Origin of the sequence: Streptomyces sp. NRRL F-5727 (assembly GCF_000719555.1) — a bacterium.
Lineage (GTDB): Bacteria > Actinomycetota > Actinomycetes > Streptomycetales > Streptomycetaceae > Streptomyces.
In genome coordinates this window covers 1-24,863 of sequence record NZ_JOGX01000038.1, presented here as the reverse complement: position 1 = coordinate 24,863, position 24,863 = coordinate 1, and the positions used below count along the sequence as shown (strand labels likewise).

Here is a 24,863-nt window from a genome sequence, read left to right as displayed (position 1 = left end):
TGCACCCATGTTCGACGAGTGGGAGCGGGCCCAAAAAGACGATCGCGCTGGACCCGGCGGAGTCCAGCGCGATCGGTGACGGTGGCCTGTTGGGGCAGGAACCGCCGGCAGAGCTGTGGGATGGGCGACCGGATTGGGGGACCCGGACAGGCCCGGTGTTACGGGGTGTTGCGTGTCTCGCGTATGCCTCAGGCCTCGCTGCGCTGCTGCGGAATGCCCGCCAGCAGAGCGCGAACCTCGGCCTCGCGGTACCGGCGGTGCCCACCCAGGGTGCGGATGGACGTGAGCTTGCCGGCCTTGGCCCAGCGGGTCACCGTCTTCGGGTCCACGCGGAACATCGTGGCGACCTCGGCAGGGGTCAGCAGCGGCTCGGCATCAGGGGTGCGAGCGGTCATGAGCGGCCTCCTCGGGAGAACCGAACCTTCTCGGTTCTTTCCTCTAAATTCTGCACCTTGACCCGCCTTGCCCGAAATGGCAGAAGCGGGTCGAGTCGGTTATAGGACGAACGGCTTGTCCTCGGCACTACAACTACACCATCCGTCCAGCCGCGTCGGCCAAACCGATGGAATTGCCCTCGCAGGTGTTCATCAGCGGCGGAAGTCGACTGACCATGCCATAACGGACAGTCACGCCACTGTGACGATCAGTCACAGAGCGATCAGGAGTCCTCAGACCCCCCATAGAGTGCAATGCTGAGCGTTCCGCCCAAAGTTGGACGGAAGGAACCCTCCCCGGACTCCTTGTCCTATTTTGGCACGAGGGTAGGTGATCGACGCAAGGGTGCGTTTAGTGCTGTCCGTCACCCTTGAGCCAAAGGCCCGGTTCAGGACCAACGTCCCGCCGGATCCGGCCAGAACGATCCGGCCAGTCACCATGAAGATCATTTACCCCGACGCGGCGTGTCTTGTCCATGCACACCTGACGAAGATGCCCGTCCTATGTCAATTCGCGTGGCGCAGGTCCCTGACGGACCTCCATCGCTCCGCCAGCCGCGCGTACACCTCGGCCGCCGTGGCGTCGTCCCCCGCCCGCAGCGCCGCCAGCCCCTCCGCCACGTCCGCCGCCGACCGGTCCGCGGCCAGCCGCTCCTCCGCCACCGCGTGCACCAGACCGCCGTAGTCCAGCTCCACCAGCGCCCGCGGATGGAACTCCTCCAGCCAGCGGCCCACATCGACGAGCCCCTGCGTCAGCGCGCCCTCGTCCACCGAGTCCCGCAGCGCCCGCAGCGTCCGGGCCAGCCGCCGCCGCGCCTGCGCCATCGTGGTCCGGTAGCGCAGCACCGGCGCCCGCCCCGCCGCCCGATCCCCCGCCTCGTACCACCGCTCCTCGTCCCCGAAGAGCGCGAACCAGCGCAGCGGCACCTGCCACACCGCCGTCCTGATCCACGGCCGCGCGTCCGGGTTCCGCTCCAGCCACCGCTCGTGGTCCGCCTCCACCTGGGCCCGCACCACCGGCGGCAGCATCGTGTCCAGGACCGACGCCGGCAGCCCGTTCCCCGCCACCAGCTCCCGCAGCGCCAGCCAGCCCCGCAGCCGGGTCCGCCACGGGCAGACCACCACCACCCCGTCCAGATGCGCCACGAACGCCTCGCCGCTCTCGTGCACCGGCACCGGGACCGGCGGCACCGGCACCAGGTCCGCCAGCGAGCGCCGCAGCTCGTCCTGGGCGCCCGGGGTGCGCGGCCGGCGGGCGTACCGCGACCAGTGGGTCCGCTCCGGCTCGGGGAACGCGGCCAGCGGCTCGTACACCCGGAGATAAGAGGCGTACGGGACGAGCAACGTGGAGTCGACCGACATGCCGCGAATCCTTCCACGCGGGTACTCCGCGAGGGGGTGATCCGGCCCACTCCGCCCTTCCTACGCCCAGGTAGGACTTAATCTCATGGCGCAATGGTCCTCCCCCACCCGCAGGGGGGACCTCCCGCCGCTTCTTCCTTGGGAGTCACCACCGTGACCGCAACTGACGGCGTCCTGCACACCCTGTTCCACTCGGAGCAGGGAGGCCACGAGCAAGTCGTGCTCTGCCAGGACCGCGCCACCGGCCTCAAGGCCGTCATCGCCCTGCACAACACCGCCCTCGGCCCCGCCCTCGGCGGCACCCGCTTCTACCCGTACGCCACCGAGGCCGAGGCCGTCACCGACGCCCTCAACCTCTCACGCGGCATGTCGTACAAGAACGCCATGGCCGGGCTCGACCACGGCGGCGGCAAGGCCGTGATCATCGGCGACCCCGAGCTGATCAAGACCGAGGAGCTGCTCCTCGCCTACGGCCGCTTCGTCGCCTCCCTCGGCGGGCGCTACGTCACCGCCTGCGACGTCGGCACCTACGTCGCCGACATGGACGTCGTGGCCCGGACCAACCAGTGGACCACCGGCCGCTCCCCGGAGAACGGCGGCGCCGGCGACTCCTCCGTCCTCACCGCCTTCGGCGTCTTCCAGGGCATGCGCGCCTCCGCCCAGCACCTGTGGGGCGACCCGACCCTGCGCGGCCGGAAGGTCGGCGTCGCCGGCGTCGGCAAGGTCGGCCACTACCTCGTCGAGCACCTCCTGGAGGACGGCGCCGAGGTCGTCATCACCGACGTCCGCGAGGAGTCGGTGCGCCGGATCACCGACAAGCACCCGCAGGTCCAGGTCGTCGCCGACACCGAGGCCCTGATCCGTGTCGAGGGGCTCGACATCTACGCCCCCTGCGCGCTGGGCGGCGCCCTGAACGACGGCACCGTCCCGTTCCTCGCCGCGAAGGTCGTCTGCGGCGCGGCGAACAACCAGCTCGCGCACCCCGGCGTCGAGAAGGACCTGGAGGAGCGCGGCATCCTCTACGCCCCGGACTACGTGGTGAACGCCGGCGGCGTGATCCAGGTCGCCGACGAGCTCCACGGCTTCGACTTCGACCGCTGCAAGGCGAAGGCGGCGAAGATCTTCGACACCACCCTGGAGATCTTCGCACGTGCGAAGGCGGACGGCATTCCGCCGGCCGCGGCCGCCGACCGCATCGCCGAGCAGCGGATGGCCGAGGCGCGCCGGGCCCACGCCTGACGCTCCTGGGGGGCCGGCCCGCCCGACGTCCGGGAGACTTCCCTCACGCCGATCGGCGGGTCGGCCCCCCAGAAGAGGTTAAAATCGCGATTGACCAGCGAGGAAAGGGCACCTCGATGGTTCTGTACCGGGGTATGTGATGCGCGCGGCGTACCGTAGACCCGAGGAAACAGGTACCGTTGAAGCCCTACGGACCGGTCTCTCCGTCGAGAGCCCGTTTCGCATCATGAACGCGTGTCAAGACTCTGGGGCCAGCGAGCCCCGTCACCGAGGGGGTCGAGCCATGGGGCGCGGCCGGGCAAAGGCCAAGCAGACCAAGGTCGCCCGCCAGCTGAAGTACAGCAGCGGCGGGACTGACCTGTCGCGTCTGGCCAGCGAGCTGGGCGCTTCGACTTCGAGTCAGCCGCCGAATGGCGAGCCGTTCGAGGACGACGACGAGGAAGACGACCCGTACGCTCAGTACGCGGATCTCTACAACACGGACGACGACGACGAGGACGACGAGTCCGGTCCGCAGTCGCCGCAGCGTCGCGCTTGACCTTCTGAACGCCGAAACTCGGTCCGGGCCACCGGACCGGGTTTTGTGCTGCTCAGGGGCGGTACAGGCGGCTCAGGAACACGAGAGACCAGGAACACGAGGAAGGGGCACCCCGCCGGGCGGGGTGCCCCTTCCTCGTACGTCCGGGTGGTGCCTACTTCGCGTAGTCGCCGACCAGCTCCGCGCCGGAGTCCTTGTCGCCGCGCTCGGTGATCTCGCCGGCGACCCAGGCGTCGAGCCCACGGTCGGCCAGCGTGGTGAGGGCGGCGTCGACCGACTCGGCGGGAACGACGGCCATCATGCCGACGCCCATGTTGAGGGTCTTCTCCAGCTCCAGGCGCTCCACCCGGCCGGCGGTGCCGACGAGGTCGAAGATCGCGCCCGGGGCCCAGGTGGAGCGGTCCACGGTGGCGTGCAGCCCGTCCGGGATGACCCGGGCCAGGTTGGCCGCGAGGCCGCCGCCGGTGATGTGGCTGAAGGCGTGCACCTCGGTGGTCCGGGTGAGCGCCAGGCAGTCCAGCGAGTAGATCCTCGTGGGCTCCAGGAGCTCCTCGCCGAGGGTGCGGCCCAGCTCGTCGACCCGCTGGTCGAGGGTCATGCCGGCACGGTCGAAGACCACGTGGCGGACGAGCGAGTACCCGTTGGAGTGAAGCCCGGAGGAGGCCATGGCGATGACCGCGTCCCCCGTACGGATGCGATCGGCGCCCAGCAGCCGGTCGTGCTCGACGACACCGGTGCCGGCACCGGCCACGTCGAAGTCGTCCGGGCCGAGCAGGCCCGGGTGCTCCGCCGTCTCGCCGCCGACCAGGGCGCAGCCGGCGAGGACACAGCCCTCGGCGATGCCCTTGACGATGGCGGCGACCCGCTCCGGGTGGACCTTGCCCACGCAGATGTAGTCGGTCATGAAGAGCGGCTCGGCGCCGCAGACGACGATGTCGTCCATGACCATGGCGACCAGGTCGTGGCCGATGGTGTCGTACACGCCCATCTGGCGGGCGATGTCGACCTTCGTGCCGACGCCGTCGGTCGCCGAGGCGAGCAGCGGACGCTCGTAGCGCTTGAGGGCGGAGGCGTCGAAGAGGCCGGCGAAGCCGCCGAGGCCGCCGAGGACCTCGGGGCGCTGCGTCTTCTTCACCCACTCCTTCATGAGCTCGACGGCGCGGTCGCCCGCCTCGATGTCGACGCCCGCGGACGCGTAGGAGGCACCAGTGGTCTCGGTCATGGTGATGAGAGCTTTCGTGTCGTACTACGGGGCTACGGGCGACGCAGGGCGTCGGCGGCCGCGGTCGCGGCGGGGCCGGCGGCCAGCTCCGTCTCCAGGAGCTGCTTGCCGAGGAGCTCGGGGTCGGGCAGCTCCATCGGGTACTCGCCGTCGAAGCAGGCCCGGCAGAGGTTCGGCTTGGCGATGGTGGTCGCCTCGACCATCCCCTCCAGGGAGATGTACGAGAGCGAGTCCGCGCCGAGCGACTTGCCGATCTCGTCGACGGACATGCCGTTGGCGATCAGCTCCGCGCGGGTGGCGAAGTCGATGCCGAAGAAGCAGGGCCACTTGACCGGCGGGGAGGAGATCCGGATGTGGACCTCGGCGGCGCCGGCCTCGCGGAGCATGCGGACCAGGGCGCGCTGGGTGTTGCCGCGGACGATCGAGTCGTCGACGACCACGAGCCGCTTCCCCTTGATGACTTCCTTGAGGGGGTTCAGCTTCAGCCGGATGCCCAGCTGGCGGATGGTCTGCGAGGGCTGGATGAAGGTGCGGCCGACGTAGGCGTTCTTCACCAGGCCGGCGCCGAACGGGATGCCGGACGCCTCCGCGTAGCCGATGGCGGCGGGGGTGCCGGACTCCGGCGTGGCTATGACCAGGTCGGCGTCGACCGGCGCCTCCTTGGCGAGGCGGCGGCCCATCTCCACGCGGGAGAGGTAGACGTTCCGGCCGGCGATGTCGGTGTCGGGACGCGCCAGGTACACGTACTCGAAGACACAGCCCTTGGGCTTCGCTTCCGCGAATCGCGAGGTACGGATGCCGTTCTCGTCGATCGCGATCAGCTCGCCCGGCTCGACCTCGCGGACGAAGCTGGCGCCGCAGATGTCGAGGGCGGCGGACTCGGACGCGACCACCCAGCCGCGCTCCAGCCGGCCGAGGACCAGCGGGCGGATGCCCTGCGGGTCACGGGCGGCGTAGAGCGTGTGCTCGTCCATGAAGACGAGGGAGAAGGCGCCCCGGACGTCGGGGAGGACCTTCGCGGCCGCCTGCTCGATGGTGAGCGGCTTGCCGTCCTCGTCGACCTGGGCGGCGAGGAGCGCCGTCAGCAGGTCGGTGTCGTTGGTGGCGGCGACCTGGGTGGCGCGGCCGTCCTTCTTGGGAAGGTCGGCGACCATCTCGGCCAGCTGCGCCGTGTTCACCAGGTTGCCGTTGTGGCCGAGCGCCAGCGAACCGTGGGCGGTGGCCCGGAAGGTCGGCTGGGCGTTCTCCCACACGGAGGCTCCGGTGGTCGAGTAGCGGGCGTGACCGACCGCGATATGACCCTGGAGGGAACCGAGAGAGGTCTCGTCGAAGACCTGGGACACGAGGCCCATGTCCTTGAAGACGAGAATCTGGGAGCCGTTGCTGACCGCGATTCCCGCGGATTCCTGACCCCGATGCTGGAGGGCGTAGAGCCCGAAGTACGTGAGCTTTGCGACCTCTTCACCCGGAGCCCAGACACCGAAGACGCCGCAAGCGTCCTGGGGGCCTTTCTCCCCGGGGAGCAGATCGTGATTGAGTCGACCGTCTCCGCGTGGCACGTCTTCGAGTCTAGGGGACCTCGCCCGCTGGTCCGAATGGGAGAGCGGGGCGCGGACGGCGCCCGTAGGATCGCACCAAGAGATCGTCGCCCAGTTGGAGGGGCCTACAAGGCAGGCGGGGGAAGGGTTCCGGGCGGCCGACCCCCTTCGCGCACCCGCCCGCGCCCGCCCGGGAGACCGCCCGGGATGTGACGCAGAACGCACGCACCCGTGGTTTCGCGAGCGTTTCGATCACGCGAACTACGCGCGTCAACCCACCCCACCGGCGTTGACGCCCCCCTCCCGCTCGACCAGGCTCCTGGCCCATGCAGCCCCCGCGTGACCGCTCGGTCACCCTCGTCCAGCGCCGGCACGTGGACCTCGTCCGTGTCGCGAGCGCCGGCTGTCGCCGCGCCTGAGCGCGCACCCCTCCTTCTTTCTCTTCTCTCCTCTCTTCGCTCCGTCTGGAGATCCCGCATGTCCACGTCCCTGTCCCGCCGCGCCCTCGGCGGGGCCGCCGCCGGCGCCGCCGCCGCGGTCGCCCTGGGCGCCGCGCCCGCCGCGGCCGCCGCCCCCGCGGAACGCCCCTTCCGGGCCGCCCACCCGCGCCGCCACTCGCGCCGGCCGAACATCCTCTTCATCCTGGGCGACGACCTCGGCTGGGCCGACCTCTCCTCGTACGGCTCCCCGCACATCCGCACCCCGCACCTCGACCGGCTCGCCCGCGGCGGCATCCGCTTCACCGACGCCTACTCCGGCTCCGCGACCTGCTCCCCCACCCGCTTCAGCCTCTACACGGGCCGGTATCCGGGGCGTACGCAGGGCGGACTGGCCGAGCCGATCGCCGACAAGTCCACCGGGCTCGACCCCACCCACCCCACCCTCGCCTCGCTGCTCCGCGACTCCGGCTACGCCACCGCCCTCATCGGGAAGTGGCACTGCGGCTACCTCCCCGACCACTCCCCCACCAAGTCCGGCTGGGACGAGTTCTTCGGCAACTTCGGCGGGGCCCTGGAGTACTACTCCAAGCTCAGCGGTGGCGGCGAGTACGACCTCTACGAGGGGGACGCCACCTACAAGGACCTGCGCTACTACACCCGGATCCTCACCGAGCGGGCGAGCGAGTACGTGAGCCGGGACCACGAGCGGCCGTGGCTGCTCAACCTGAACTTCACCACCCCGCACTGGCCGTGGATCGCCGACGGCGACGAGGAGCAGAGCGCCGAGCTGGTCCGCCGGATCAGGGCCGGCGACCGCTCCGCGCTCTGGCACCAGGACGGCGGCTCGGTCGAGAAGTACAAGGAGATGGTCGAGGACCTCGACCGCTCCGTCGGACAGGTCCTGGCCGCACTCCGGCGCTCCGGCCAGGAGCAGGACACCCTCGTCTTCTTCGCCAGCGACAACGGCGGCGAGCGCTTCTCCTACAACTGGCCGCTCGCCGGCCACAAGGGCTCCCTCCAGGAGGGCGGCATCCGCGTCCCCTCCCTCCTGCGCTGGCCCGCCCGGATCGACGGCGGCCAGGTCAGCGACCTGCCGGTCTTCACCCCCGACTGGACGGCGACCCTGCTCGACCTGGCCGGCGCCCGCCCCCACCCCGCCTATCCGCTCGACGGCACCAGCCTCGCCGGGCACCTGCTGCGCGGCGAGCCCGTGCCGGAACGGGACCTGTTCTGGCGGGTGCGGGGCGAGCGGGCGCTGCGCCGCGGCGACTGGAAGTACTACCGGGGCAAGTCCGGCCGCGACCAGCTCTTCCACCTCGCCGAGGACACCCGCGAGCAGGCCGACCGGGCGCCCTTCGAGCAGGAGCGGCTCGCCGTGCTGCGGGCCGCGTGGGAGCGGATCGACGCGGGGCTGCTGCGCTACTGAGCCGGCTCCGCCCGGGCGGTCAGGCCCTCGCCGCCGCCGTCGGTGAGGGTCAGGGTCCGGTGGTCGACCCGGTAGGAGAGGGGGCCGTCGAGGAGCTCGTAGAGCTTCGTCTCCAGCGCCATCTGGGGGCCGGTGCACATCATCCGGGTCGTCGCGGCCGGGCCGTCGACGGTGAGGGTGCGGGCCTTCTCGTCGATCGTCGCCGTCGCGGAGAAGCCGTTGCAGCCGAGATTGCCGGTGACCCTGCCGTCCGCACCGATCACCAGGCGCGCCTTTTCCCCCGCGCCGGCCGGGAGGGAGGCGGCGGAGTCCTGGGAGACCAGTCCTTCGACCTTCCAGGTGGTGCCGCGGAGCGGGGCGGACGGCTCGGCGGTCAGCTCGACCTTCCGCTTGCCGTCCGCGGAGGCGAGGGTGAGCGCCCCGTCCTTCAGCGTGCCCTTCAGGGGGCCGGTGAAGGCGGCGAGGAAGGCTTTCTCGAAGCGCTGCAGGTCGTCGGGGCAGCCCCGTTCGGTGACCTCCTCCGAGGAGACGGTGACGGTGGCGCCGTCCACGGCGAAGGACGCGCCGAAGTGGTTGCAGCCGGTGTCGCCCTGGGCGCGGCCCCCCTCGGCGAAGTCCACCCGGGCCCCGTCGGGGGCGGCCGACCGCCCGCCGTCGACGGTGACCGCGTCGACCGTCCAGTGGGTGCCGGTGAGCGGCAGGTCGGGATCGCCCGCGCCGCCGCCCGCGTCCCCCTGCCGGGCGCAGGCGGTGAGGGCGGTGAGGGCGGCGAGGAGGGCGGTGGCGGCGGCGAGGGTGGTGCTGCGCGGCTTCGGCATGCCGGTGGGACGCGGCCGGCCGGTGCCGGGTTCCCTCCGGGGCCCGGACTCAGCCCATCACGGGGAGCAGCCCCGCCAGATCGGCCCGTTCGCCGCTGGCGGCGATCCGGGCCGCGTCCCGCTCGGCCGCCCATCCGGTACGCCCGGTGGCCAGCCGGATCCAGGTCAGCGGGTCCGTCTCGACGACGTTCGGCGGGGTGCCCCGGGTGTGCCGGGGGCCCTCCACGCACTGCACCACCGCGTACGGCGGGATCCGCACCTCGACCGAGCCGCCGGGGGCCTTCACGGCGAGGGCGTCGGCGAGCAGCCGGGTGCAGGCGGCGAGCGCCTGCCGGTCGTACGGGATCTCCGCCCCGGTCGCCGCGGCGAGGTCGTCGGTGTGGACGACCAGCTCGACGGTGCGGGTGACGAGGAAGTCGGCGAGGGTCATGGCGCCGAAGCGGGTCGGGACGAGCCGCTCGCCGTCCGCGCCGGCCAGCGCCTTCGCGAAATCGTCCGCCACGCGCGCGTACAGCCCGGCCAGGTCGGCGGTGTCCAGGGCCCGGACGTCCTCGTCGATCCGCGCGGCGGCGGTGGCGGTGGCCAGGGGCCAGTCCAGCAGGACGAGTTCGCGGCGGGCGGGCTCCGGGCCCTCCAGGCCGCGGACGACCGAGCCGAGCGCCATCGTCACGTGCCCGGCCAGCTCCCGTACCGTCCACTGCCCCAGTCGCGTGGGCCCGTCGAGGGCTTCCGGCGGCAGGGCGAGGACCGCGTCCCGTACGTGCCCGAACTGGGCGGTGACGGCGGCGCGGATCTTGGCGGGGTCGTAGCTGCGGGCGCGTTTCCTGGCGGGTGGCATGCGCCGAGGCTAACGCCGAGACTTGGAGGAGGGGGCCGAACCCTCACGAAAGGCAGTGGCGGGACCATGACCCATCACGAGCACCCCGACGCGGCTCTGGTGCGCCGAGGGTACGAGGCGTTCACCGCCGGCGACACGGAGACACTCGCCTCCCTCATGACCGGCGACTGCACGCACCACTCGCCCGGCGAGAGCCAGATGTCCGGGCACTTCAAGGGACGCGACAACGTCCTGGCCCACTTCGGCAGGCTCATGGAGCTGACCGACGGCACCTTCCGCGTGGAGCTCAAGGGCATCTACCCGGACGGCAGGGGCCACGTCATGTCCGTCCACAAGTGGCACGCCGACCGGGGTGACCGGGGCATCGAGATGGACGGCGGCCTCTGGTTCACCATGGTCGGCGGCAAGATCACCGACGTGGACGAGTGCGTCGCGGACATCACCGAGTCCGACGCCTTCTGGGGCCCCGCCGAGTGAACGCGAACGGCCCCCGCCCTCTTCGGGACGGGGGCCGTGTCACGTACGGACGTCAGGCCAGCAGGCCCGGGATGGTCGCCTCGTGCGCCTCGCGCAGCTCCGCGAGGGAGAGCGCGAACTCGCCCTGCACGTCGACCGCGTCGCCGTCGACGACACCGATGCGGGTCGCCGGCAGGCCGCGGGCGCCGCACATGTCGGTGAAGCGGAGCTCCTCGCTGCGCGGGACGGCGACGACCGCACGGCCGGCCGACTCGCTGAAGAGGAACGTGAAGGCGTCCAGGCCCTCCGGGACGACCAGGCGCGCGCCGTTCCCGCCGCGCAGGCAGGACTCGACGACCGCCTGCACGAGACCGCCGTCGGACAGGTCGTGCGCCGCGTCGATCATGCCGTCGCGGGAGGCCGAGATCAGGATCTCGCCGAGCAGCTTCTCCCGGTCGAGGTCCACGGCCGGCGGCATGCCGCCGAGGTGCTGGTGGATCACCTCGGACCAGGCCGAGCCGCCGAACTCCTCCTTGGTGTCGCCGAGCAGGTAGAGGAGCTGGCCCTCTTCCGCGAAGGCGATCGGAGTGCGGCGGTTGACGTCGTCGATCACACCGAGGACGGCCACGACGGGCGTCGGGTGGATGGCGACCTCACCGGTCTGGTTGTAGAGGGAGACGTTGCCGCCGGTCACCGGGGTGCCCAGCTGGAAGCAGCCGTCGGCGAGACCGCGGGTGGCCTCGGCGAACTGCCACATCACGGCCGGGTCCTCGGGCGAACCGAAGTTCAGGCAGTCCGAGATGGCGAGCGGCTTGGCGCCGGAGGCGGCGACGTTGCGGTACGCCTCCGCGAGGGCGAGCTGCGCGCCGGTGTACGGGTCGAGCTTGGCGTACCGGCCGTTGCCGTCGGTCGCCATGGCCACGCCGAGGTTGGTCTCCTCGTCGATGCGGACCATGCCGGCGTCCTCGGGCTGCGCCAGGACCGTGTTGCCCTGCACGAACCGGTCGTACTGGTCCGTGATCCAGGACTTCGACGCCTGGTTCGGCGAGGAGACGAGCTTGAGGACCTGGTCCTTCAGCTCGGCGCCGTTCTGCGGCCGGGGCAGCTTGCCGGCGTCGTCGGCCTGGAGCGCGTCCTGCCACTCCGGGCGGGCGTACGGCCGGTGGTAGGTCGGGCCCTCGTGGGCGACGGAGCGCGGCGGCACGTCGACGATCTGCTCGCCGTGCCAGAAGATCTCCAGGCGCTCGCCCTCGGTGACCTCACCGATGACGACCGCGATGACGTCCCACTTCTCGCAGATCTCCAGGAAGCGGTCGACGTGCTGCGGCTCGACGATCGCGCACATGCGCTCCTGCGACTCGCTCATGAGGATCTCCTCGGGCGAGAGCGTCGCGTCGCGCAGGTGCACCTTGTCGAGGTCCACGCGCATGCCGCCGGAGCCGGCGGAGGCCAGCTCGGACGTGGCGCAGGAGAGCCCGGCGCCGCCGAGGTCCTGGATGCCCGCGACGAGCTTCTCCTGGAAGATCTCCAGGGTGCACTCGATGAGGAGCTTCTCCTGGAACGGGTCGCCGACCTGGACGGCGGGGCGCTTGGTGGGCTTGGTGTCGTCGAAGGTCTCGGACGCGAGGACCGAGACGCCGCCGATGCCGTCGCCGCCCGTGCGGGCGCCGTACAGGATGACCTTGTTGCCGGGTCCTGACGCCTTGGCGAGGTGGATGTCCTCGTGCTTCATCACGCCGATGCAGCCGGCGTTGACCAGGGGGTTGCCCTGGTAGCAGGAGTCGAAGACGACCTCGCCGCCGATGTTGGGCAGGCCCAGGCAGTTGCCGTATCCGCCGATGCCGGCGACGACACCGGGCAGCACGCGCTTGGTGTCGGGGTGGTCGGCCGCGCCGAAGCGGAGCGGGTCGACGACCGCGACCGGGCGGGCGCCCATGGCGAGGATGTCGCGGACGATGCCGCCGACGCCGGTGGCCGCGCCCTGGTAGGGCTCGATGTACGAGGGGTGGTTGTGCGACTCGACCTTGAAGGTGACCGCGTACCCCTGGCCCACGTCGACGACGCCGGCGTTCTCGCCGATGCCGACGAGCATGGCGTCGTTCTGCGGGGTCTTCTCGCCGAACTGCTTCAGGTGGACCTTGCTGCTCTTGTAGGAGCAGTGCTCGGACCACATGACCGAGTACATGGCGAGCTCGGCGCCGGTGGGACGGCGGCCGAGGATCTCGCGGATGCGCGCGTACTCGTCCTCCTTGAGGCCGAGCTCCTTCCAGGGCTGCTCGCTGTCCGGCGTCTCGCTCGCGTGCTTGACGGTGTCGAGGCTCATCAGGCGTTGACCAGCTTCTTGAGGATCGAGGTGAAGAAACCGAGACCGTCCGTCTTGCCGGTGCCGATCAGCGGCTCGACGGCGTGCTCGGGGTGCGGCATGAGGCCGACCACGTTGCCCGCGGCGTTGGTGATGCCCGCGATGTCGCGGAGCGAGCCGTTGGGGTTCATGTCCAGGTAGCGGAAGGCCACCCGCCCCTCGGCCTCCAGCTCGTCGAGCGTGCGCTCGTCGGCGACGTACCGGCCGTCCATGTTCTTGAGCGGGACCTCGATCTCCTGGCCCCGGACGTAGTCCGAGGTCCAGGCGGTCTCCGCGTTCTCCACCCGCAGCTTCTGGTCGCGGCAGATGAAGTGGAGGTGGTTGTTGCGGAGCATCGCGCCCGGCAGCAGGTGGGCCTCGGTGAGGATCTGGAAGCCGTTGCAGATGCCGAGGACCGGCATGCCGGCCTTCGCCTGCTCGATGATGGTCTCCATCACCGGCGAGAAGCGCGAGATGGCGCCGGCCCGCAGGTAGTCGCCGTAGGAGAAGCCGCCGGCGAGGACCACGGCGTCGACCTGCTTGAGGTCCTTGTCGCGGTGCCACAGCGAGACCGGCTCGGCGCCCGCGAGGCGGGCGGCGCGCAGCGCGTCCTGGTCGTCGAGCGTGCCGGGGAAGGTGACGACGCCGATGCGAGCGGTCACGACTCGACCTTCACGACGAAGTCTTCGATCACGGTGTTGGCGAGGAAGGTTTCGGCCATCTCATGGATGCGGGCGAGGGCGGCGTCGTCGACCGGTCCCTCCACCTCCAGCTCGAAGCGCTTCCCCTGACGGACGTCGGCGATCCCGGCGAACCCGAGGCGGGGCAGTGCACGCTGCACCGCCTGTCCCTGCGGGTCGAGGATCTCCGGCTTGAGCATGACGTCGACTACGACGCGTGCCACTGGCACTCCCGGTGGTGTGTTGCGTGGGCGGTTCCCTCAGCGTACCTGCCTCCAAATTCTACGCGGGTAGAGATCTGAAGGATCCTACAAATGCCCAGGCCGGAAGCCACGCACCCCGTTGATCCACTCCAAAGCCCCCGCACCCGGGCCGCACATGAAATGCACGTGAAATATTGCGTTCCCCTTTGCCCCGGGACACGCTGAGACAATTGACGGGGCTTCACAATGCGACACCCGTCGCTGTACAAAGGAATCCAGAGGGAAACAGCATTGTCCCCGGGCAGCCAGCGGCCTGGTGTCACCGCACGTCAGAGGCGTACCCATAGCCGTTGACAGGTGGCGGGCCACAGGAAAGGACCGATATCCGTGGCGCAGCGAGTGGTGGTCACCCTCTCCGACGACATCGACGGCGGAGAAGCGGCGGAAACGGTCGCGTTCGGGCTCGACGGGAAGATGTACGAGATCGACCTGAATGCTGCCAATGCAAAGAAACTCCGCAAGGCCCTCGCGCCCTACCTCGCGGCCGGGCGGAAGCAGACGGGCAAGGCGGCGTCCGGTGTGACCGGAACCACCGCCGCCCCGCACAGGCACACGGCCCTCGCCCCCGACCCGGCGGCGGTCCGCGCCTGGGCGCAGTCCAACAAGATGGACGTGCCGGCCCGGGGCCGCATCCCCAAGCGGGTCTACGAGGCCTTCCGCGAGGCGAGCTGACGCCGCCGGAGAGGGCGGGCGGAACGGATTTGCGTTCCACCCCCCTTGATCGGCTAGAGTCTGGATCACGCCGAGGGGCGAGGCCGAAAAGCCGAGTCCCACGCAGCGTGCGGGTGTAGTTCAGTAGTAGAACGTCCCCCTTCCAGGGGGAAGGCGCAGTGTGCGATCCCTGTCACCCGCTCTGCATCACGGTTACCGACCACTCCGGTGGATCAGGTAGAGTGGTGCTCGCACCGACCGGCGAAAGCCTGTCGGGAGCAATGCGGACGTGGCTCAGTTGGTAGAGCATCACCTTGCCAAGGTGAGGGTCGCGAGTTCGAATCTCGTCGTCCGCTCAGCGTGAAGGACCCGGTTCTCAGGAACCGGGTCCTTCTGCGTTTCCGGATACCGGATACCGGCCATGACATTTGTCAGTCGGGGTGATGACAGCGCGCACTGCCCTCCGCCGCGTCCGGGCGGAAGGCTGGAGCCATGACTCACGCGATCGAGGCGACCGACCTGCGCCGCACCTACGCCGGCGGCTTCGAGGCGGTGCGCGGCCTCTCCCTCTCGGTGCCCCGGGGCGAGATCTTCGCCCTCCTCGGCACCAACGGCGCCGGAAAGACCTCCACCGTCGAACTCCTGGAGGGCCTCGCCGCCCCGACCGGCGGCACCGCCCGCGTCCTCGGTCACGACCCGTACCGCGAACGCGCCGCCGTCCGCCCCCGGATCGGCGTCATGCTCCAGGAGGGCGGCTTCCCCTCCGACCTCACCGTGGCCGAGACCGTACGCATGTGGGCCGGCTGCACCAGCGGCGCCCGGCCCGCCGCCGAGGCGCTCGGCGCCGTCGGCCTCACCGGCCGCGAGAAGGTGCGGATCAAGCAGCTGTCCGGCGGCGAGCGCCGCCGCCTCGACCTCGCCTGCGCCCTCCTCGGCCGCCCCGAGGTCCTCTTCCTCGACGAACCCACCACCGGGCTCGACGCCGAGGGCCGCCGCGACACCTGGGAACTCGTCCGCGCCCTGCGCGACCAGGGCACCACCGTCCTCCTCACCACCCACTACCTGGAGGAGGCCGAGACGCTCGCCGACCGGCTCGCGATCATGCACCGCGGCCGGATCGTCCTCTCCGGCACCCCCGCCGAGGTCACCGCCGCCCAGCCCGCCCGGATCCGCTTCGCCCTCCCCGCGGGCGTGCCCGCCGCCCGGCTGCCGCTCGCGCTGAAGGCCGCCGAGGACGCCGACCGCGTCGAGATCCGCACCCACGCCCTCCAGGACGACCTCACCGCGCTCCTCGACTGGGCCCGCGACCACGGCGTCCGGCTCGACGGACTCGACGCCCGCTCCGCCTCCCTCGAAGAGGCGTTCCTCGACATCGCCTCCCGCACGGAGGACGCCCCGGCCGGCGCCGGACCGAAGGAGACCGCGACCCGATGAACACGCCACAGACCACCGCACCCGCCACCGGCCGCCCGTCCACCACCCTCACCCGGCTCGCCGCCCTCGGCCGGGCCGAACTCACCCTCCTCGGCCGCAACCGCAACAACCTCTTCGTCGCGGCCGCCATGCCGCTGCTGATGATCTTCCTGCTGCGGTCCTCCCTCAAGGGCGTCGACGAGGCCACCCTCGGCATCTCCCTCGGCGCCGCCACCCTCATCGGCGGCACCGGCATGGTCCTGCTGCTCGTCGTCTACATGAGCCTCACCTCCAGCCTCACCGCCCGCCGCGAGGAACTCGTCCTCAAGCGGCTGCGCACCGGCGAGGCCACCGACCCCGAGATCCTCGCCGGCGCCGCGCTGCCCGCCACCGCCATCGCCCTCGCCCAGTGCGCGATCCTCACCGTCGGCGGCGTCGCCCTCCTCGACCTCGACGCCCCCGCCCGCCCCGACCTGCTCGTCCTCGGCCTCGCCGCCGCGATCGCGCTGCTCGCCGGGCTCGCCGCCGTCACCACCACCATCACCCGCACCGTCGAGAGCGCCGGCCTCACCACCCTGCCGCTCTTCCTCGTCTCCTCCTTCGGCTCCGGTCTCTTCGTCCCCCGCGACGCCCTGCCCGGCCTCGCCGCCGACCTCGCCCAGCTGCTCCCGCTCAGCGGCGTCATGGAGTTCGTCCGGGCCGGCTGGCTCGGCACCGCCCACGCGGGCAGCCTGCTCACCGCCGCGCTCAATACAGTGGCCTGGGGCGTCCTGACGGGGTGGGCGGTCCGCCACTGGTTCCGCTGGGAACCGCGGCGCTAGGGCGGGACCGGAGGGGAGACGGGGACGGATGTCCGCGATGACGGGATGGTGGTCACGGCGCAGCGTCGCCGGGAAGGTCGAGCTGTACACCCGCTGGACCTTCCACCTCTTCGTACCGATCGAGCTGTTCGCCTTCGGAGGCATCCCGCTCTCCCGCTCCGACGACAGCCCGCTCTCCACCGCCGGCGCCGTCGGGCTCTGCCTGTGGGTCCTCGTCCACGCGCTGCTCTGCGGCTTCCTCGCCTCCCGCAGCCTCGACCACACCACCGGCATCCGGCCCCGGCCCGTCCGGCTCGCGACCGGCGTCGCCGCCACGACCGCGACGGGCAACCTGATCGTCGTCGTGCTGTGGACGGCCGGGGTGCTGCCCGACGCCTCCATCAACGCGAGCGTGATCGTCGGCACCGCCGTCTTCACCGTGGGCACGCTCGCCCTCTGCGTCGACGGCGTCCGGCGGATGCTGTACGTGGCGGGCGCCGCCGGACTCGTCACCGCGCTGCCCGTCGTCCTGCTCGGCCACGGCCTGCTGCCCGGCGCCGCCACCGTCCTCGCCGTCGCCGTCGGCGGCTGCGGGACCGCCGGCGCCTGCGGCTTCTCCTCCTGGCTGCTCGGCGTCGTCCAGGAGCTGGAGCGCTCCCGCGACCTGAAGGCCCGCCTCGCCGTCGCCGAGGAACGGCTCCGCTTCGGCCGCGACCTGCACGACGTCATGGGCCGCAACCTCTCGGTGATCGCGCTCAAGAGCGAGCTGGCCGTCCAGCTCGCCCGGCGCGGCCGCCCCGAGGGCGTGGACCAGATGGTCGAGGTCCAGCGGATCGCCCAGGAGTCCCAGCGGGAGGTCCGGGAGGTCGTCCGCGGCTACCGGGAGGCCGATCTGCGGGTCGAGCTGGAGGGCGCCCGGGGCGTCCTCGACGCCGCCGGCATCGACTGCGCCGTCGACGCCCCCGCCCTCGACCTGCCCTCCGGGGTGCAGTCCGCGCTCGGCTGGGTCGTCCGCGAGACCACCACCAACGTGCTGCGGCACGGCGACGCCCGCCGCTGCGCGATCGCCCTGCGGCGGACGGCGGACGAGGTGCTGCTGACCGTCGAGAACGACGGGGCCTCCGTACGGGACGGGGCCGGCGCCCCCGGCCGTACCGGCTCCGGCCTCGCCGGGCTGCGCGAACGGCTCGGGGCGGTGGGCGGCACCCTGGAGGCCGGGTTCGCGGACCCGCACTCCTTCCGCGTCACCGCCCGGGTGCCGCTGGCCGTGCCGGAGAACACCGGCACCCGACAGGAGAGGGAGACGGTCGCGTGACCGAGCCCGTACGCGTGCTGCTCGCCGACGACGAGCACCTGATCCGGGGCGCGCTCGCCGCCCTGCTCGCCCTGGAGGACGACCTGGTCGTCGTCGCCGAGGCGGCGACCGGCCCCGAGGCGCTCGCCATGGCCCGCGCCCACCGGCCCGACGTCGCCGTCCTCGACCTCCAGATGCCGGGGGCGGACGGTGTGACGGTGGCCACATCGATCCGGGACGAACTGCCCGACTGCCGCACGATGATCGTGACCAGCCACGGCCGCCCCGGCCACCTCAAGCGGGCCCTCGCGGCGGGCGTCCGCGGCTTCGCCCCGAAGACCGTCAGCGCCCAGCGGCTGGCCGAGCTGATCCGTACCGTGCACGCCGGAAACCGTTACGTGGACCCGGAGTTGGCGGCCGACGCGATCGCGGCCGGCGACTCCCCGCTGACCGCCCGGGAGGCCGAGGTGCTCGAACTCGCCGCCGACGGCGCCCCCGTCACGGAGATCGCCCGGCGGGCCGCGCTCTCCCCCGGCACGGTCCGGAACTACCTCTCCTCCGCCGCCGCGAAGCTCGGTGCCGAGAACCGTCATGCCGCGGTGCGTCTCGCGCGGTCGAAAGGTTGGGTATAGTTAGCAGCGCGCTACGGCGCAGGCGGACGTGGCTCAGTTGGTAGAGCATCACCTTGCCAAGGTGAGGGTCGCGAGTTCGAATCTCGTCGTCCGCTCAGCGTGAAGGCCCCGGTTCTCAGGAACCGGGGCCTTCTTCGTGTGCGCGGCCACACAGCCGGAGCCGTACGGGCCCCGGCGAGGGGACCCGTACGGCCGGGCGCGGCTAGAAGCTGTCGGACCAGGACCTGCCGGTCAGCAGCTCGTACGCCTCCACGTACTTGGCGCGGGTGGCGGCCACGATCTCCTGCGGGAGGGCCGGCGGCGGCTGCTCGCTCTTCCGGTCCCAGCCGGAGGCCGGGGAGGTCAGCCAGTCCCGGACGAACTGCTTGTCGTACGAGGGCTGGGCGCGGCCCGGCTGCCACTGGTCGGCCGGCCAGAAGCGCGAGGAGTCCGGGGTCAGCACCTCGTCGGCGAGGACGAGGGTCCCGCCCTCGAAGCCGAACTCGAACTTGGTGTCGGCGAGGATGATCCCGCGCTCCCGGGCGATGTCCCGGGCCCGGCCGTAGACGGCGAGGGTGGTCTGGCGCAGCAGGGCGGCGGTCTCGGCGCCGACCTGGCGGGCCACCTCCTCGTACGAGACGTTCTCGTCGTGGTCGCCGACGGCGGCCTTGGTCGCCGGGGTGAAGATCGGCGCGGGCAGCTCGGAGCCGTCGGTCAGCCCCTCGGGGAGCGCGAGGCCGCAGACCGTGCGGGACTCGTCGTACTCGACCAGGCCGGAGCCGGTCAGGTAGCCGCGGGCGACGCACTCGACCGGGACCATGTCCAGGGACTTGCAGATCAGGGTCCGGCCCGCCCAGTCGGCGGGGGCGCCGGCCGGCAGCTCGGTGGAGAGCACGTGGTTAGGGGCCAGGTCGGAGAGCTGGTCGAACCACCACAGCGAGAGCTGGGTGAGGACGCGGCCCTTGTCCGGGATCTCGGTGGGCAGGACCCAGTCGTACGCGGACATGCGGTCGCTCGCCACCATGACGAGCTCGCCGGCCCCGTTCCGGTACAGGTCGCGCACCTTGCCCGTGTGCAGGTGGGTCAGGCCCGGGACCTCGACGGGCTCGGGCTTTTCTACGAATCCGGACACGGTTCCTCCGCGTAGGTTGATCCAGGAACGGTCCGATTCTCTCGCACGCGCGAGCGGGCCCGCCGACCGGGGCGGGCTCGCCCCGGTCAGTCCCTCTTACAGATCCGGTCGAGGAGGTTGGCGGTGGCGCGCTGCACCTGGGGGTCCACATGGCCCGGCCGGTCCAGCGCCGGCGACCAGGCGAAGGTGCCGGAGGCGAAGACCCAGGCGCCCGACGGCGCCCGGTAGAGGCTGGTCTCCTGGTGCCGCAGCACCCCGTCGCCGTCCCGGTAGGGCGAGTGGGCGAGCAGGATGCGGCTGTCGTGCTCGGGGAGCGGGGTGCGCGGGAAGTAGCGGTCCGCCTCGCCGGCGACCAGGCCGGGCAGCTCGTCGCCGTCGCCGGCGCCGGTCGCCTCCCAGAGCCAGTGCTCCGCGTTCCGCACGACGAGCGGGTGCGGTTCGGGCACCCGGCCGGCGTACTGGATGCCGAGGAGCTGCTGCTCGGGACGGTCCACCTCGCGCCAGAGGGCGGGGCGGCCGGGGCCGCGGCGCTTGCGGCAGGTGAGGAGCCGGTCCGGCACGCCGGACGGCGAGGGGCCCAGCTCCACGTGCCAGTACATGGTGTTGGCGGAGAGGAAGACCAGCGAGGTGCCCTGGTCGCGGGCGCGCTCGGCGGCCTTCCGCATCGGCGCCGACCAGTACTCGTCGTGGCCGGGGAAGACCAGGCCCCGGTAGCGGGTCGGGTCGATCCGGCCGGCGTGCAGGTCGCGGGTCTCCGCGTACGCCAGGTCGTAGCCGTACCGCTCCGCCCAGCGGATGAAGTCGTAGGCGTGGCCCACGTGCAGGGGCAGGCCCGCGCCCGCGTACGGCCGGTCGAAGGAGACGGTGATCGCCGCCTCCTCCTCGCCGAGCAGCCGGCCCTCCTCGTCCCACGCGTGGTAGAGGCTGGCGCCGGTGCGCCCGTCCTCCGGGTAGAGGTTGTACGCCTGCCAGGTCACGTCCGGGAGGACGAGGAGGAGGTCCGCCGGGTGGGAGTCGCGGACCGTGAAGGGGATGTGGGAGCGGTAGCCGTCGGCGGTCGTGAGGACGGCGACGTACGCGCCGATCGACCAGTAGCTCGGGACCTGGAGCCGCCAGGACTGCCACCAGTGGTGGCAGGAGACCGTGCGGTCGGCGGTGAGCGGCGGCGGCTGGACGATGCCGGAGAGCCGCGGGCTGGTGGTGATCTTCGCGGCGCCGTCGCCGCCGTAGTGCCCGATCCGGTAGACGTCGACCGAGAACGGCTGCGGCGGGTCCACCGTGACGTGGAAGTCGATCGACTCGCCGGGCGCCACGGCGCCGCCGGAGGCGAAGCCCTTGATCTGGCGGCGTACGTCGTCGGCGGTGCGGGGCCCGCCCGCGCCGCCGCGGGCCAGCGTCTCGTCCGCGTACCAGGGCACCATCTGCCCCGTGTCGTCGAAGTAGTTCTCCGAACCGCGCAGCCAGGGCAGCGGGCCCTGGCCGAAGGGATCGGAGACCGCGTGCGCGAGCGCACCCGACTCCCAGCGCCTGATCTGCTCCGCCCCCATGGCGCGCCCCTCCCTCGACTCCCCCGGTCAGTGCCGCGGGCCCCTGCCCGCGGATGGTGCCTCTGTCAGTGCCGGTCTCCAGCACATCACATAACGCACGCACTCCGTCACCGTTCGTCGTGAAATCGTTGAAGGTGGAACACGACGCTCCGGTAGTCGGTACCGGGGCGGTCCGCGAGGGCCGTCCGGGAGGGCGGTCCGGGCGGGCCGTCCGGGAGGCGTCGTCCTGCGCGCGCGTCAGAGGAGCCGGACGGGCTTCTCCGGGCGGACGCCGGTGGTGCTGAGCCAGGCCCGCAGCGGCGCCGGGTCGCCCTCCTCGACCAGGGCCAGCACCCGCGGCCCGAGGTCCGCCGCCCGCTCGCCGCCGACGAGCAGCGCGGGCCCGTCGAGCCAGTCGAGGCCGGGCGCGGCACCGGTGGAGTCGACGGCGGCGCAGCAGACCAGCGCGGTCACGTGGTCGGCGAGCAGGTCCCGGCCGGTTCGGGGCGGGAGCAGCGGACAGAGCGGCCAGGGCCCGTCGGGGCCGGAGAAGCCGGCGATGCCCCCGCCCGCCGGGGCGGCGGCCGCGGCTCTGGCCTCCCGCTGGGCCTCCTCGCGCGCCACCTGGGCGCTGAGCGCGGCGGCGAGCGCGTCGGCGGCGGGGTTGCCGACCTCGTCGTCGTCCTCGTCGGCCTCGCCGGTGTGCGGGGTGACGGCGGCGGCCTTCTCCGGCGCGGCGGCAGGGGGCGGGGCCGTCAGGTGGGTGAGGACGCGGGTGAGGGTGGGGCCCTCGGCGGCGCCGGGTGCGGTGCCCGTCCCCATGCGGTCGAGGACGTCGTGGAGGCGGGCGGCCTCGGCGCGCCACTTCCGGTCGACGACCTCCTCCGGGTACCGGCTCCACTCGACCGGGGCCCAGTCCGGGCCGGGCTCGGCCGGGCCGCCGTGGAAGAGCCGGGCGGCGAGCAGCGAGGCGGCCTCGTCCACGGCGCCGGGCTCCTCCAGGAGGTCGCAGGCCGGGCGCTCGCCGAGCCGGGAGGAGAAGCCCTCCGCGAGCCGGTCGCGGTTCGACAGCTCGGTCAGCGCGGAGACCACGCCGGCGTCGAGTCCGGAGGGCCAGCGGCCCATCCGCCAGGCGGGCAGCGCGACCCGGGTGAGGAGCCGGTCCCAGCCCGCGTAGGCGAGGCCGACCTGCTCCTGGGCGACGATCCGGGCCCCGTGGTCCACGGCCTGGGCGCGCTCGGATCCGGCGGCGGCGACCCCGCGCTCCATCTCGGCGGCGTGCGTGCCGCAGGCCCGCAGCAGCAGCCGGGCCACCCGGCCGACGCCCCGGGCGCCGAGCCGGCGCAGCGCTCCGAGGCCGGGCTCGCCGGGGACGGCGACGGCCGCGTCGAGCCCGCGGACGAAGCGGCGGGCGGCGGCTATGTCGGGATCGGCGGCCGGGCCGGTGCCGGCGACGACCGGGGCCAGGACCGCCCGCAGCTCGCCGACCCGCATCCACCAGAGGAACGGGGAGCCTATGACGAGGACGGGACCGCTGCCGGCGGGGACGGCCGCCCGCCCGTGCGCCGGATGGGAGCGGTCCTCCAGCCAGCTGTCGCAGTCCGGGGTCAGGGCTATCGCGGAGGGCGCGGGCACGTCGAGCCGGTCGGCCAGGTCCCGCACCAGGCGGTGCAGATCGGGGGCCGCGGTCTCGGTGAGCTCCACCGTCGGCGTCACGGCCGGACGGGCGCGGGCGACGACGAGGGCGACGGCCGCGGCGGCGAGCAGGACGAGGACGGCGAGGACGGTCACGATCCAGCGGGCGGTGGCCCATCCCGACCCCGTGAAGTGGCCGGTGACCTCGCCCGCGTACAGCACGACGGCGACGGCGGCGGGGAGGATCGCGGCGCCGAGCGCCCGCCCCCGGACGCGGAGGACCGCGAGGGCGCGGGAGCGCGCGGCGCGCACGCCCCACTCCTCGCCGAGGCCGCTGTCGCTGCCGCCGTTTCCGAAGCCGCTGCCGGACACGCCGTACCTCACCCCCTCTGCCCGTCCAGGACGGGACTACCCGTGGTGGTGTTGCTCACTCCCCCACTGTGGCACCCGTCACTGACATCGCAATGCCGGTGGGCCAAGTGCCGGAACGCCTGCGCCGCACCCTAGTTGGGGCTTCGGCGGGCGTCATCCAGATGGCCGAGCCGTCACTCGATCGAATGGCTTTGGGTAAAGGTGGTGCCGGTGGCGCGGCCGGTCGCTTGACTTCCCGGCCGCGCCCGCGCTCCCGTCCGGGTCAGCCTTGGGCGGCCTTGAGCGCGATGTCCGTACGGTGCTGCGAACCGTCAAGGCGGATGCGGCCGACTGCCGCGTAGGCGCGCTCGCGGGCCTCGGCCAGGTCCGAACCGGTGGCGGTGACGGAGAGGACCCGCCCGCCGGCGCTGACGACCGCGTCGCCGTCCCGCTTGGTGCCGGCGTGCAGCACGTACGCGTGCGGCGCGTCCTGCTCCGCGACCTCGGCGAGACCCTCGATGGGGTCGCCGGTGCGCGGGGTGCCCGGGTAGTTGTGCGAGGCGACGACCACGGTGACGGCGGCGTCGTCGCGCCAGGCCAGCGGCGCCTGGTCGGCGAGCGTGCCGTTGGCGGAGTGCAGCAGGACGCCCGCGAGCGGGGTCTTCAGACGGGCCAGGACGACCTGCGTCTCGGGGTCGCCGAAGCGGGCGTTGAACTCGATGACCCGCACACCGCGGCTGGTGATCGCCAGACCGGCGTACAGCAGGCCGGAGAAGGGGGTGCCGCGGCGGCGCAGCTCGTCGACGGTCGGCTGGAGGACGGTCTCCATGACCTCGTCGACCAGCTTCGGGTCGGCCCACGGCAGCGGCGAGTAGGCGCCCATGCCGCCGGTGTTGGGGCCCTCGTCGCCGTCGAGCGCGCGCTTGAAGTCCTGCGCGGGCTGGAGCGGGAGGACGGTGGTGCCGTCGGTGATCGCGAAGAGGGAGACCTCGGGGCCGTCCAGGTACTCCTCGATGACCACGCGGTCGCAGGCCAGCGCGTGGGCGCGGGCCGCCTCGACGTCCTCGGTGACGACGACGCCCTTGCCGGCCGCGAGACCGTCGTCCTTGACGACGTACGGGGCGCCGAAGGCGTCGAGGGCCTCGTCGATCTCGGCGGGGGTCGTGCAGACGTAGCTGCGGGCGGTGGGCACACCGGCGCCGGCCATGACGTCCTTGGCGAACGCCTTGGAGCCCTCCAGCAGCGCCGCCTCCTGGGAGGGGCCGAAGACCGGGATGCCGGCGGCGCGGACGGCGTCGGCGACACCGGCGACGAGCGGGGCCTCCGGGCCGACGACGACCAGGTCGGCGCCGAGCTCGCCGGCCAGCGCGGCGACCGCGCCGCCGTCCAGCTGGTCGACCGGGTGCAGCTCGGCGACCTCGGCGATTCCGGCGTTGCCGGGCGCGCAGTGCAGAGCGGTGACGTCGGGATCGAGGGAGAGAGAGCGGCACAGGGCGTGTTCGCGGGCGCCGCCGCCGATGACGAGGACCTTCACGCCAGCCAGGGTAGCCCGATGGCCGGGAAGGTCCTTGTGCGGGCCACCGAGCGAGACGGCCCTAGTCGTTCGTGTATTCCTCCACAACGGTGGCGCCGAGCTCGCGCACGATCAGCTCGTGCCCGGAGAGCGCCGACTCCACGAGGTCCGGATCGTCCTCCTCCGGCACGTCGTCCTCGGGCGCCACCGGCTGCGGCTGCGGCTGGTGCTGTACGGGGGCGGGAGCGGGCGCGGGAGCCTGCGCGGGCGCGGCCTGCCGGGCGGGCGCCGGCGCCTGTACGGGGGCGGGCGCGGGGGCGGGGGCCGGCGCGGGCGGGGCGG

Annotated in this window: 23 protein-coding genes, 3 tRNA genes and 1 pseudogene; 13 read left to right on the top strand and 14 right to left on the bottom strand. The window is 72.6% G+C overall.

Annotation, left to right across the window (positions count from 1 at the left end):
- Window positions 1-188: 188 nt before the first annotated feature.
- Both bldC and IF73_RS0123890 read right to left on the bottom strand, forming a co-directional pair.
- Window positions 189-395: a developmental transcriptional regulator BldC gene (bldC, locus tag IF73_RS0123895; protein ID WP_003949541.1), complete on the bottom strand. Its 207-nt coding sequence runs from the start codon at window positions 393-395 to the stop codon at window positions 189-191.
- A gap of 546 nt (window positions 396-941) precedes the next feature.
- On the bottom strand, window positions 942-1,796 hold the full coding sequence (locus IF73_RS0123890) for a hypothetical protein (protein ID WP_031011470.1): 855 nt from the start codon (window positions 1,794-1,796) through the stop codon (window positions 942-944).
- 93 nt (window positions 1,797-1,889) lie between these two features.
- Here IF73_RS0123890 and IF73_RS0123885 point away from each other — a divergent pair, with 93 nt between their 5' ends.
- Entirely contained in the window at window positions 1,890-3,035 is a 1,146-nt protein-coding gene (locus tag IF73_RS0123885) for a Leu/Phe/Val dehydrogenase (protein ID WP_051717212.1), read from the top strand.
- A gap of 283 nt (window positions 3,036-3,318) precedes the next feature.
- A complete protein-coding gene (locus IF73_RS0123880) occupies window positions 3,319-3,573 on the top strand; it encodes a DUF3073 domain-containing protein (protein ID WP_031011466.1) in 255 nt (84 codons plus the stop codon).
- 154 nt (window positions 3,574-3,727) lie between these two features.
- Here IF73_RS0123880 and purM read toward each other — a convergent pair whose 3' ends face one another.
- On the bottom strand, window positions 3,728-4,795 hold the full coding sequence (gene purM, locus IF73_RS0123875; RefSeq protein WP_031011464.1) for a phosphoribosylformylglycinamidine cyclo-ligase: 1,068 nt from the start codon (window positions 4,793-4,795) through the stop codon (window positions 3,728-3,730).
- A 32-nt stretch (window positions 4,796-4,827) separates the two neighbouring features.
- Window positions 4,828-6,354 carry an amidophosphoribosyltransferase gene (gene purF, locus IF73_RS0123870; protein WP_031011462.1) on the bottom strand — a complete coding sequence of 509 codons (1,527 nt, stop codon included), beginning with the start codon at window positions 6,352-6,354 and terminating at the stop codon, window positions 4,828-4,830.
- Between the two features lie 305 nt (window positions 6,355-6,659).
- Here purF and IF73_RS42760 point away from each other — a divergent pair, with 305 nt between their 5' ends.
- Together IF73_RS42760 and IF73_RS0123865 are read left to right on the top strand one after the other, a co-directional pair.
- Window positions 6,660-6,752 (top strand): putative leader peptide, encoded by a 93-nt coding sequence (locus IF73_RS42760; RefSeq protein WP_324616102.1) that lies wholly within the window; start codon window positions 6,660-6,662, stop codon window positions 6,750-6,752.
- Window positions 6,753-6,810: 58 nt separating this feature from the next.
- On the top strand, window positions 6,811-8,199 hold the full coding sequence (locus tag IF73_RS0123865) for a sulfatase (RefSeq protein ID WP_031011461.1): 1,389 nt from the start codon (window positions 6,811-6,813) through the stop codon (window positions 8,197-8,199).
- On the opposite strand, the gene IF73_RS0123860 is transcribed toward IF73_RS0123865, so the two are convergent.
- Window positions 8,193-9,017: an META domain-containing protein gene (locus IF73_RS0123860; protein ID WP_031011460.1), complete on the bottom strand. Its 825-nt coding sequence runs from the start codon at window positions 9,015-9,017 to the stop codon at window positions 8,193-8,195. The two genes, IF73_RS0123865 and IF73_RS0123860, sit on opposite strands and share 7 nt — an antisense overlap.
- 49 nt (window positions 9,018-9,066) lie before the next feature.
- Entirely contained in the window at window positions 9,067-9,855 is a 789-nt protein-coding gene (locus IF73_RS0123855) for a maleylpyruvate isomerase family mycothiol-dependent enzyme (RefSeq protein ID WP_031011459.1), read from the bottom strand.
- A 66-nt stretch (window positions 9,856-9,921) separates the two neighbouring features.
- Between IF73_RS0123855 and IF73_RS0123850 the strand changes: the two genes are divergently transcribed.
- Entirely contained in the window at window positions 9,922-10,332 is a 411-nt protein-coding gene (locus IF73_RS0123850; protein ID WP_031011458.1) for a nuclear transport factor 2 family protein, read from the top strand.
- Window positions 10,333-10,384: 52 nt separating this feature from the next.
- On the opposite strand, the gene purL is transcribed toward IF73_RS0123850, so the two are convergent.
- From purL to purS, 3 genes are read right to left on the bottom strand one after another with little or no spacing between them, the layout of a single operon-like run.
- Complete coding sequence (purL, locus tag IF73_RS37985) at window positions 10,385-12,634, bottom strand: phosphoribosylformylglycinamidine synthase subunit PurL (RefSeq protein ID WP_037880258.1); 2,250 nt, start codon at window positions 12,632-12,634, stop codon at window positions 10,385-10,387.
- Window positions 12,634-13,314, bottom strand: coding sequence for a phosphoribosylformylglycinamidine synthase subunit PurQ (gene purQ / locus IF73_RS0123840; protein ID WP_031011457.1), 681 nt, complete (start codon window positions 13,312-13,314; stop codon window positions 12,634-12,636). Before purQ ends, purL begins: the two co-directional genes overlap by 1 nt.
- Window positions 13,311-13,556, bottom strand: coding sequence for a phosphoribosylformylglycinamidine synthase subunit PurS (gene purS, locus IF73_RS0123835; RefSeq protein ID WP_015035032.1), 246 nt, complete (start codon window positions 13,554-13,556; stop codon window positions 13,311-13,313). The genes purQ and purS overlap by 4 nt, the downstream gene beginning before the upstream one ends.
- A 366-nt stretch (window positions 13,557-13,922) precedes the next feature.
- Between purS and IF73_RS0123830 the strand changes: the two genes are divergently transcribed.
- The 8 genes from IF73_RS0123830 to IF73_RS0123795 all read left to right on the top strand — a co-directional run bounded on the left by IF73_RS0123830 (window position 13,923) and on the right by IF73_RS0123795 (window position 18,480).
- A complete protein-coding gene (locus tag IF73_RS0123830; protein ID WP_031011454.1) occupies window positions 13,923-14,267 on the top strand; it encodes a histone-like nucleoid-structuring protein Lsr2 in 345 nt (114 codons plus the stop codon).
- A gap of 109 nt (window positions 14,268-14,376) precedes the next feature.
- Window positions 14,377-14,448 (top strand) — tRNA-Gly (locus IF73_RS0123825).
- An 81-nt stretch (window positions 14,449-14,529) separates the two neighbouring features.
- Window positions 14,530-14,602, top strand: a tRNA-Gly gene (locus IF73_RS0123820).
- A 136-nt stretch (window positions 14,603-14,738) separates the two neighbouring features.
- Complete coding sequence (locus IF73_RS0123815; RefSeq protein ID WP_037880253.1) at window positions 14,739-15,680, top strand: ABC transporter ATP-binding protein; 942 nt, start codon at window positions 14,739-14,741, stop codon at window positions 15,678-15,680.
- On the top strand, window positions 15,677-16,480 hold the full coding sequence (locus IF73_RS0123810; RefSeq protein ID WP_031011451.1) for an ABC transporter permease: 804 nt from the start codon (window positions 15,677-15,679) through the stop codon (window positions 16,478-16,480). The genes IF73_RS0123815 and IF73_RS0123810 overlap by 4 nt, the downstream gene beginning before the upstream one ends.
- Before the next feature lie 28 nt (window positions 16,481-16,508).
- On the top strand, window positions 16,509-17,774 hold the full coding sequence (locus IF73_RS0123805) for a sensor histidine kinase (RefSeq protein ID WP_051717210.1): 1,266 nt from the start codon (window positions 16,509-16,511) through the stop codon (window positions 17,772-17,774).
- Window positions 17,771-18,385, top strand: coding sequence for a response regulator transcription factor (locus IF73_RS0123800; RefSeq protein ID WP_031011447.1), 615 nt, complete (start codon window positions 17,771-17,773; stop codon window positions 18,383-18,385). Before IF73_RS0123805 ends, IF73_RS0123800 begins: the two co-directional genes overlap by 4 nt.
- A 22-nt stretch (window positions 18,386-18,407) precedes the next feature.
- Window positions 18,408-18,480, top strand: a tRNA-Gly gene (locus IF73_RS0123795).
- 107 nt (window positions 18,481-18,587) lie between these two features.
- Here the strand turns inward: IF73_RS0123795 and IF73_RS0123790 are convergent.
- The 5 genes and pseudogenes from IF73_RS0123790 to IF73_RS0123770 form a co-directional block, all read right to left on the bottom strand.
- Complete coding sequence (locus IF73_RS0123790; RefSeq protein WP_031011445.1) at window positions 18,588-19,496, bottom strand: phosphoribosylaminoimidazolesuccinocarboxamide synthase; 909 nt, start codon at window positions 19,494-19,496, stop codon at window positions 18,588-18,590.
- An 86-nt stretch (window positions 19,497-19,582) separates the two neighbouring features.
- Window positions 19,583-21,043, bottom strand: coding sequence for a N,N-dimethylformamidase beta subunit family domain-containing protein (locus tag IF73_RS0123785; RefSeq protein ID WP_031011444.1), 1,461 nt, complete (start codon window positions 21,041-21,043; stop codon window positions 19,583-19,585).
- A gap of 237 nt (window positions 21,044-21,280) precedes the next feature.
- On the bottom strand, window positions 21,281-23,029 hold the full coding sequence (locus IF73_RS0123780; protein ID WP_234338326.1) for a hypothetical protein: 1,749 nt from the start codon (window positions 23,027-23,029) through the stop codon (window positions 21,281-21,283).
- A gap of 262 nt (window positions 23,030-23,291) precedes the next feature.
- Window positions 23,292-24,542 carry a phosphoribosylamine--glycine ligase gene (gene purD / locus IF73_RS0123775; protein WP_031011440.1) on the bottom strand — a complete coding sequence of 417 codons (1,251 nt, stop codon included), beginning with the start codon at window positions 24,540-24,542 and terminating at the stop codon, window positions 23,292-23,294.
- Window positions 24,543-24,603: 61 nt separating this feature from the next.
- A pseudogene (locus IF73_RS0123770) lies at window positions 24,604-24,863 on the bottom strand (DNA polymerase III subunit gamma and tau); the annotation flags it as partial.

What these genes read in the sequence shown, in the direction of transcription:
- purL (WP_037880258.1), bottom strand. Translation starts at nt 12,634, where the DNA reads ATGAGCCTCGACACCGTCAAGCACGCGAGCGAGACGCCGGACAGCGAG.
- purM (WP_031011464.1), bottom strand. Translation starts at nt 4,795, where the DNA reads ATGACCGAGACCACTGGTGCCTCCTACGCGTCCGCGGGCGTCGACATC.
- IF73_RS0123885 (WP_051717212.1), top strand. Translation starts at nt 1,890, where the DNA reads ATGGTCCTCCCCCACCCGCAGGGGGGACCTCCCGCCGCTTCTTCCTTG.
- IF73_RS0123855 (WP_031011459.1), bottom strand. Translation starts at nt 9,855, where the DNA reads ATGCCACCCGCCAGGAAACGCGCCCGCAGCTACGACCCCGCCAAGATC.
- IF73_RS0123865 (WP_031011461.1), top strand. Translation starts at nt 6,811, where the DNA reads ATGTCCACGTCCCTGTCCCGCCGCGCCCTCGGCGGGGCCGCCGCCGGC.
- IF73_RS0123880 (WP_031011466.1), top strand. Translation starts at nt 3,319, where the DNA reads ATGGGGCGCGGCCGGGCAAAGGCCAAGCAGACCAAGGTCGCCCGCCAG.
- IF73_RS0123860 (WP_031011460.1), bottom strand. Translation starts at nt 9,017, where the DNA reads ATGCCGAAGCCGCGCAGCACCACCCTCGCCGCCGCCACCGCCCTCCTC.
- IF73_RS0123810 (WP_031011451.1), top strand. Translation starts at nt 15,677, where the DNA reads ATGAACACGCCACAGACCACCGCACCCGCCACCGGCCGCCCGTCCACC.
- bldC (WP_003949541.1), bottom strand. Translation starts at nt 395, where the DNA reads ATGACCGCTCGCACCCCTGATGCCGAGCCGCTGCTGACCCCTGCCGAG.
- IF73_RS0123815 (WP_037880253.1), top strand. Translation starts at nt 14,739, where the DNA reads ATGACTCACGCGATCGAGGCGACCGACCTGCGCCGCACCTACGCCGGC.
- IF73_RS42760 (WP_324616102.1), top strand. Translation starts at nt 6,660, where the DNA reads ATGCAGCCCCCGCGTGACCGCTCGGTCACCCTCGTCCAGCGCCGGCAC.
- IF73_RS0123785 (WP_031011444.1), bottom strand. Translation starts at nt 21,043, where the DNA reads ATGGGGGCGGAGCAGATCAGGCGCTGGGAGTCGGGTGCGCTCGCGCAC.
- IF73_RS0123890 (WP_031011470.1), bottom strand. Translation starts at nt 1,796, where the DNA reads ATGTCGGTCGACTCCACGTTGCTCGTCCCGTACGCCTCTTATCTCCGG.
- IF73_RS0123850 (WP_031011458.1), top strand. Translation starts at nt 9,922, where the DNA reads ATGACCCATCACGAGCACCCCGACGCGGCTCTGGTGCGCCGAGGGTAC.
- IF73_RS0123805 (WP_051717210.1), top strand. Translation starts at nt 16,509, where the DNA reads ATGTCCGCGATGACGGGATGGTGGTCACGGCGCAGCGTCGCCGGGAAG.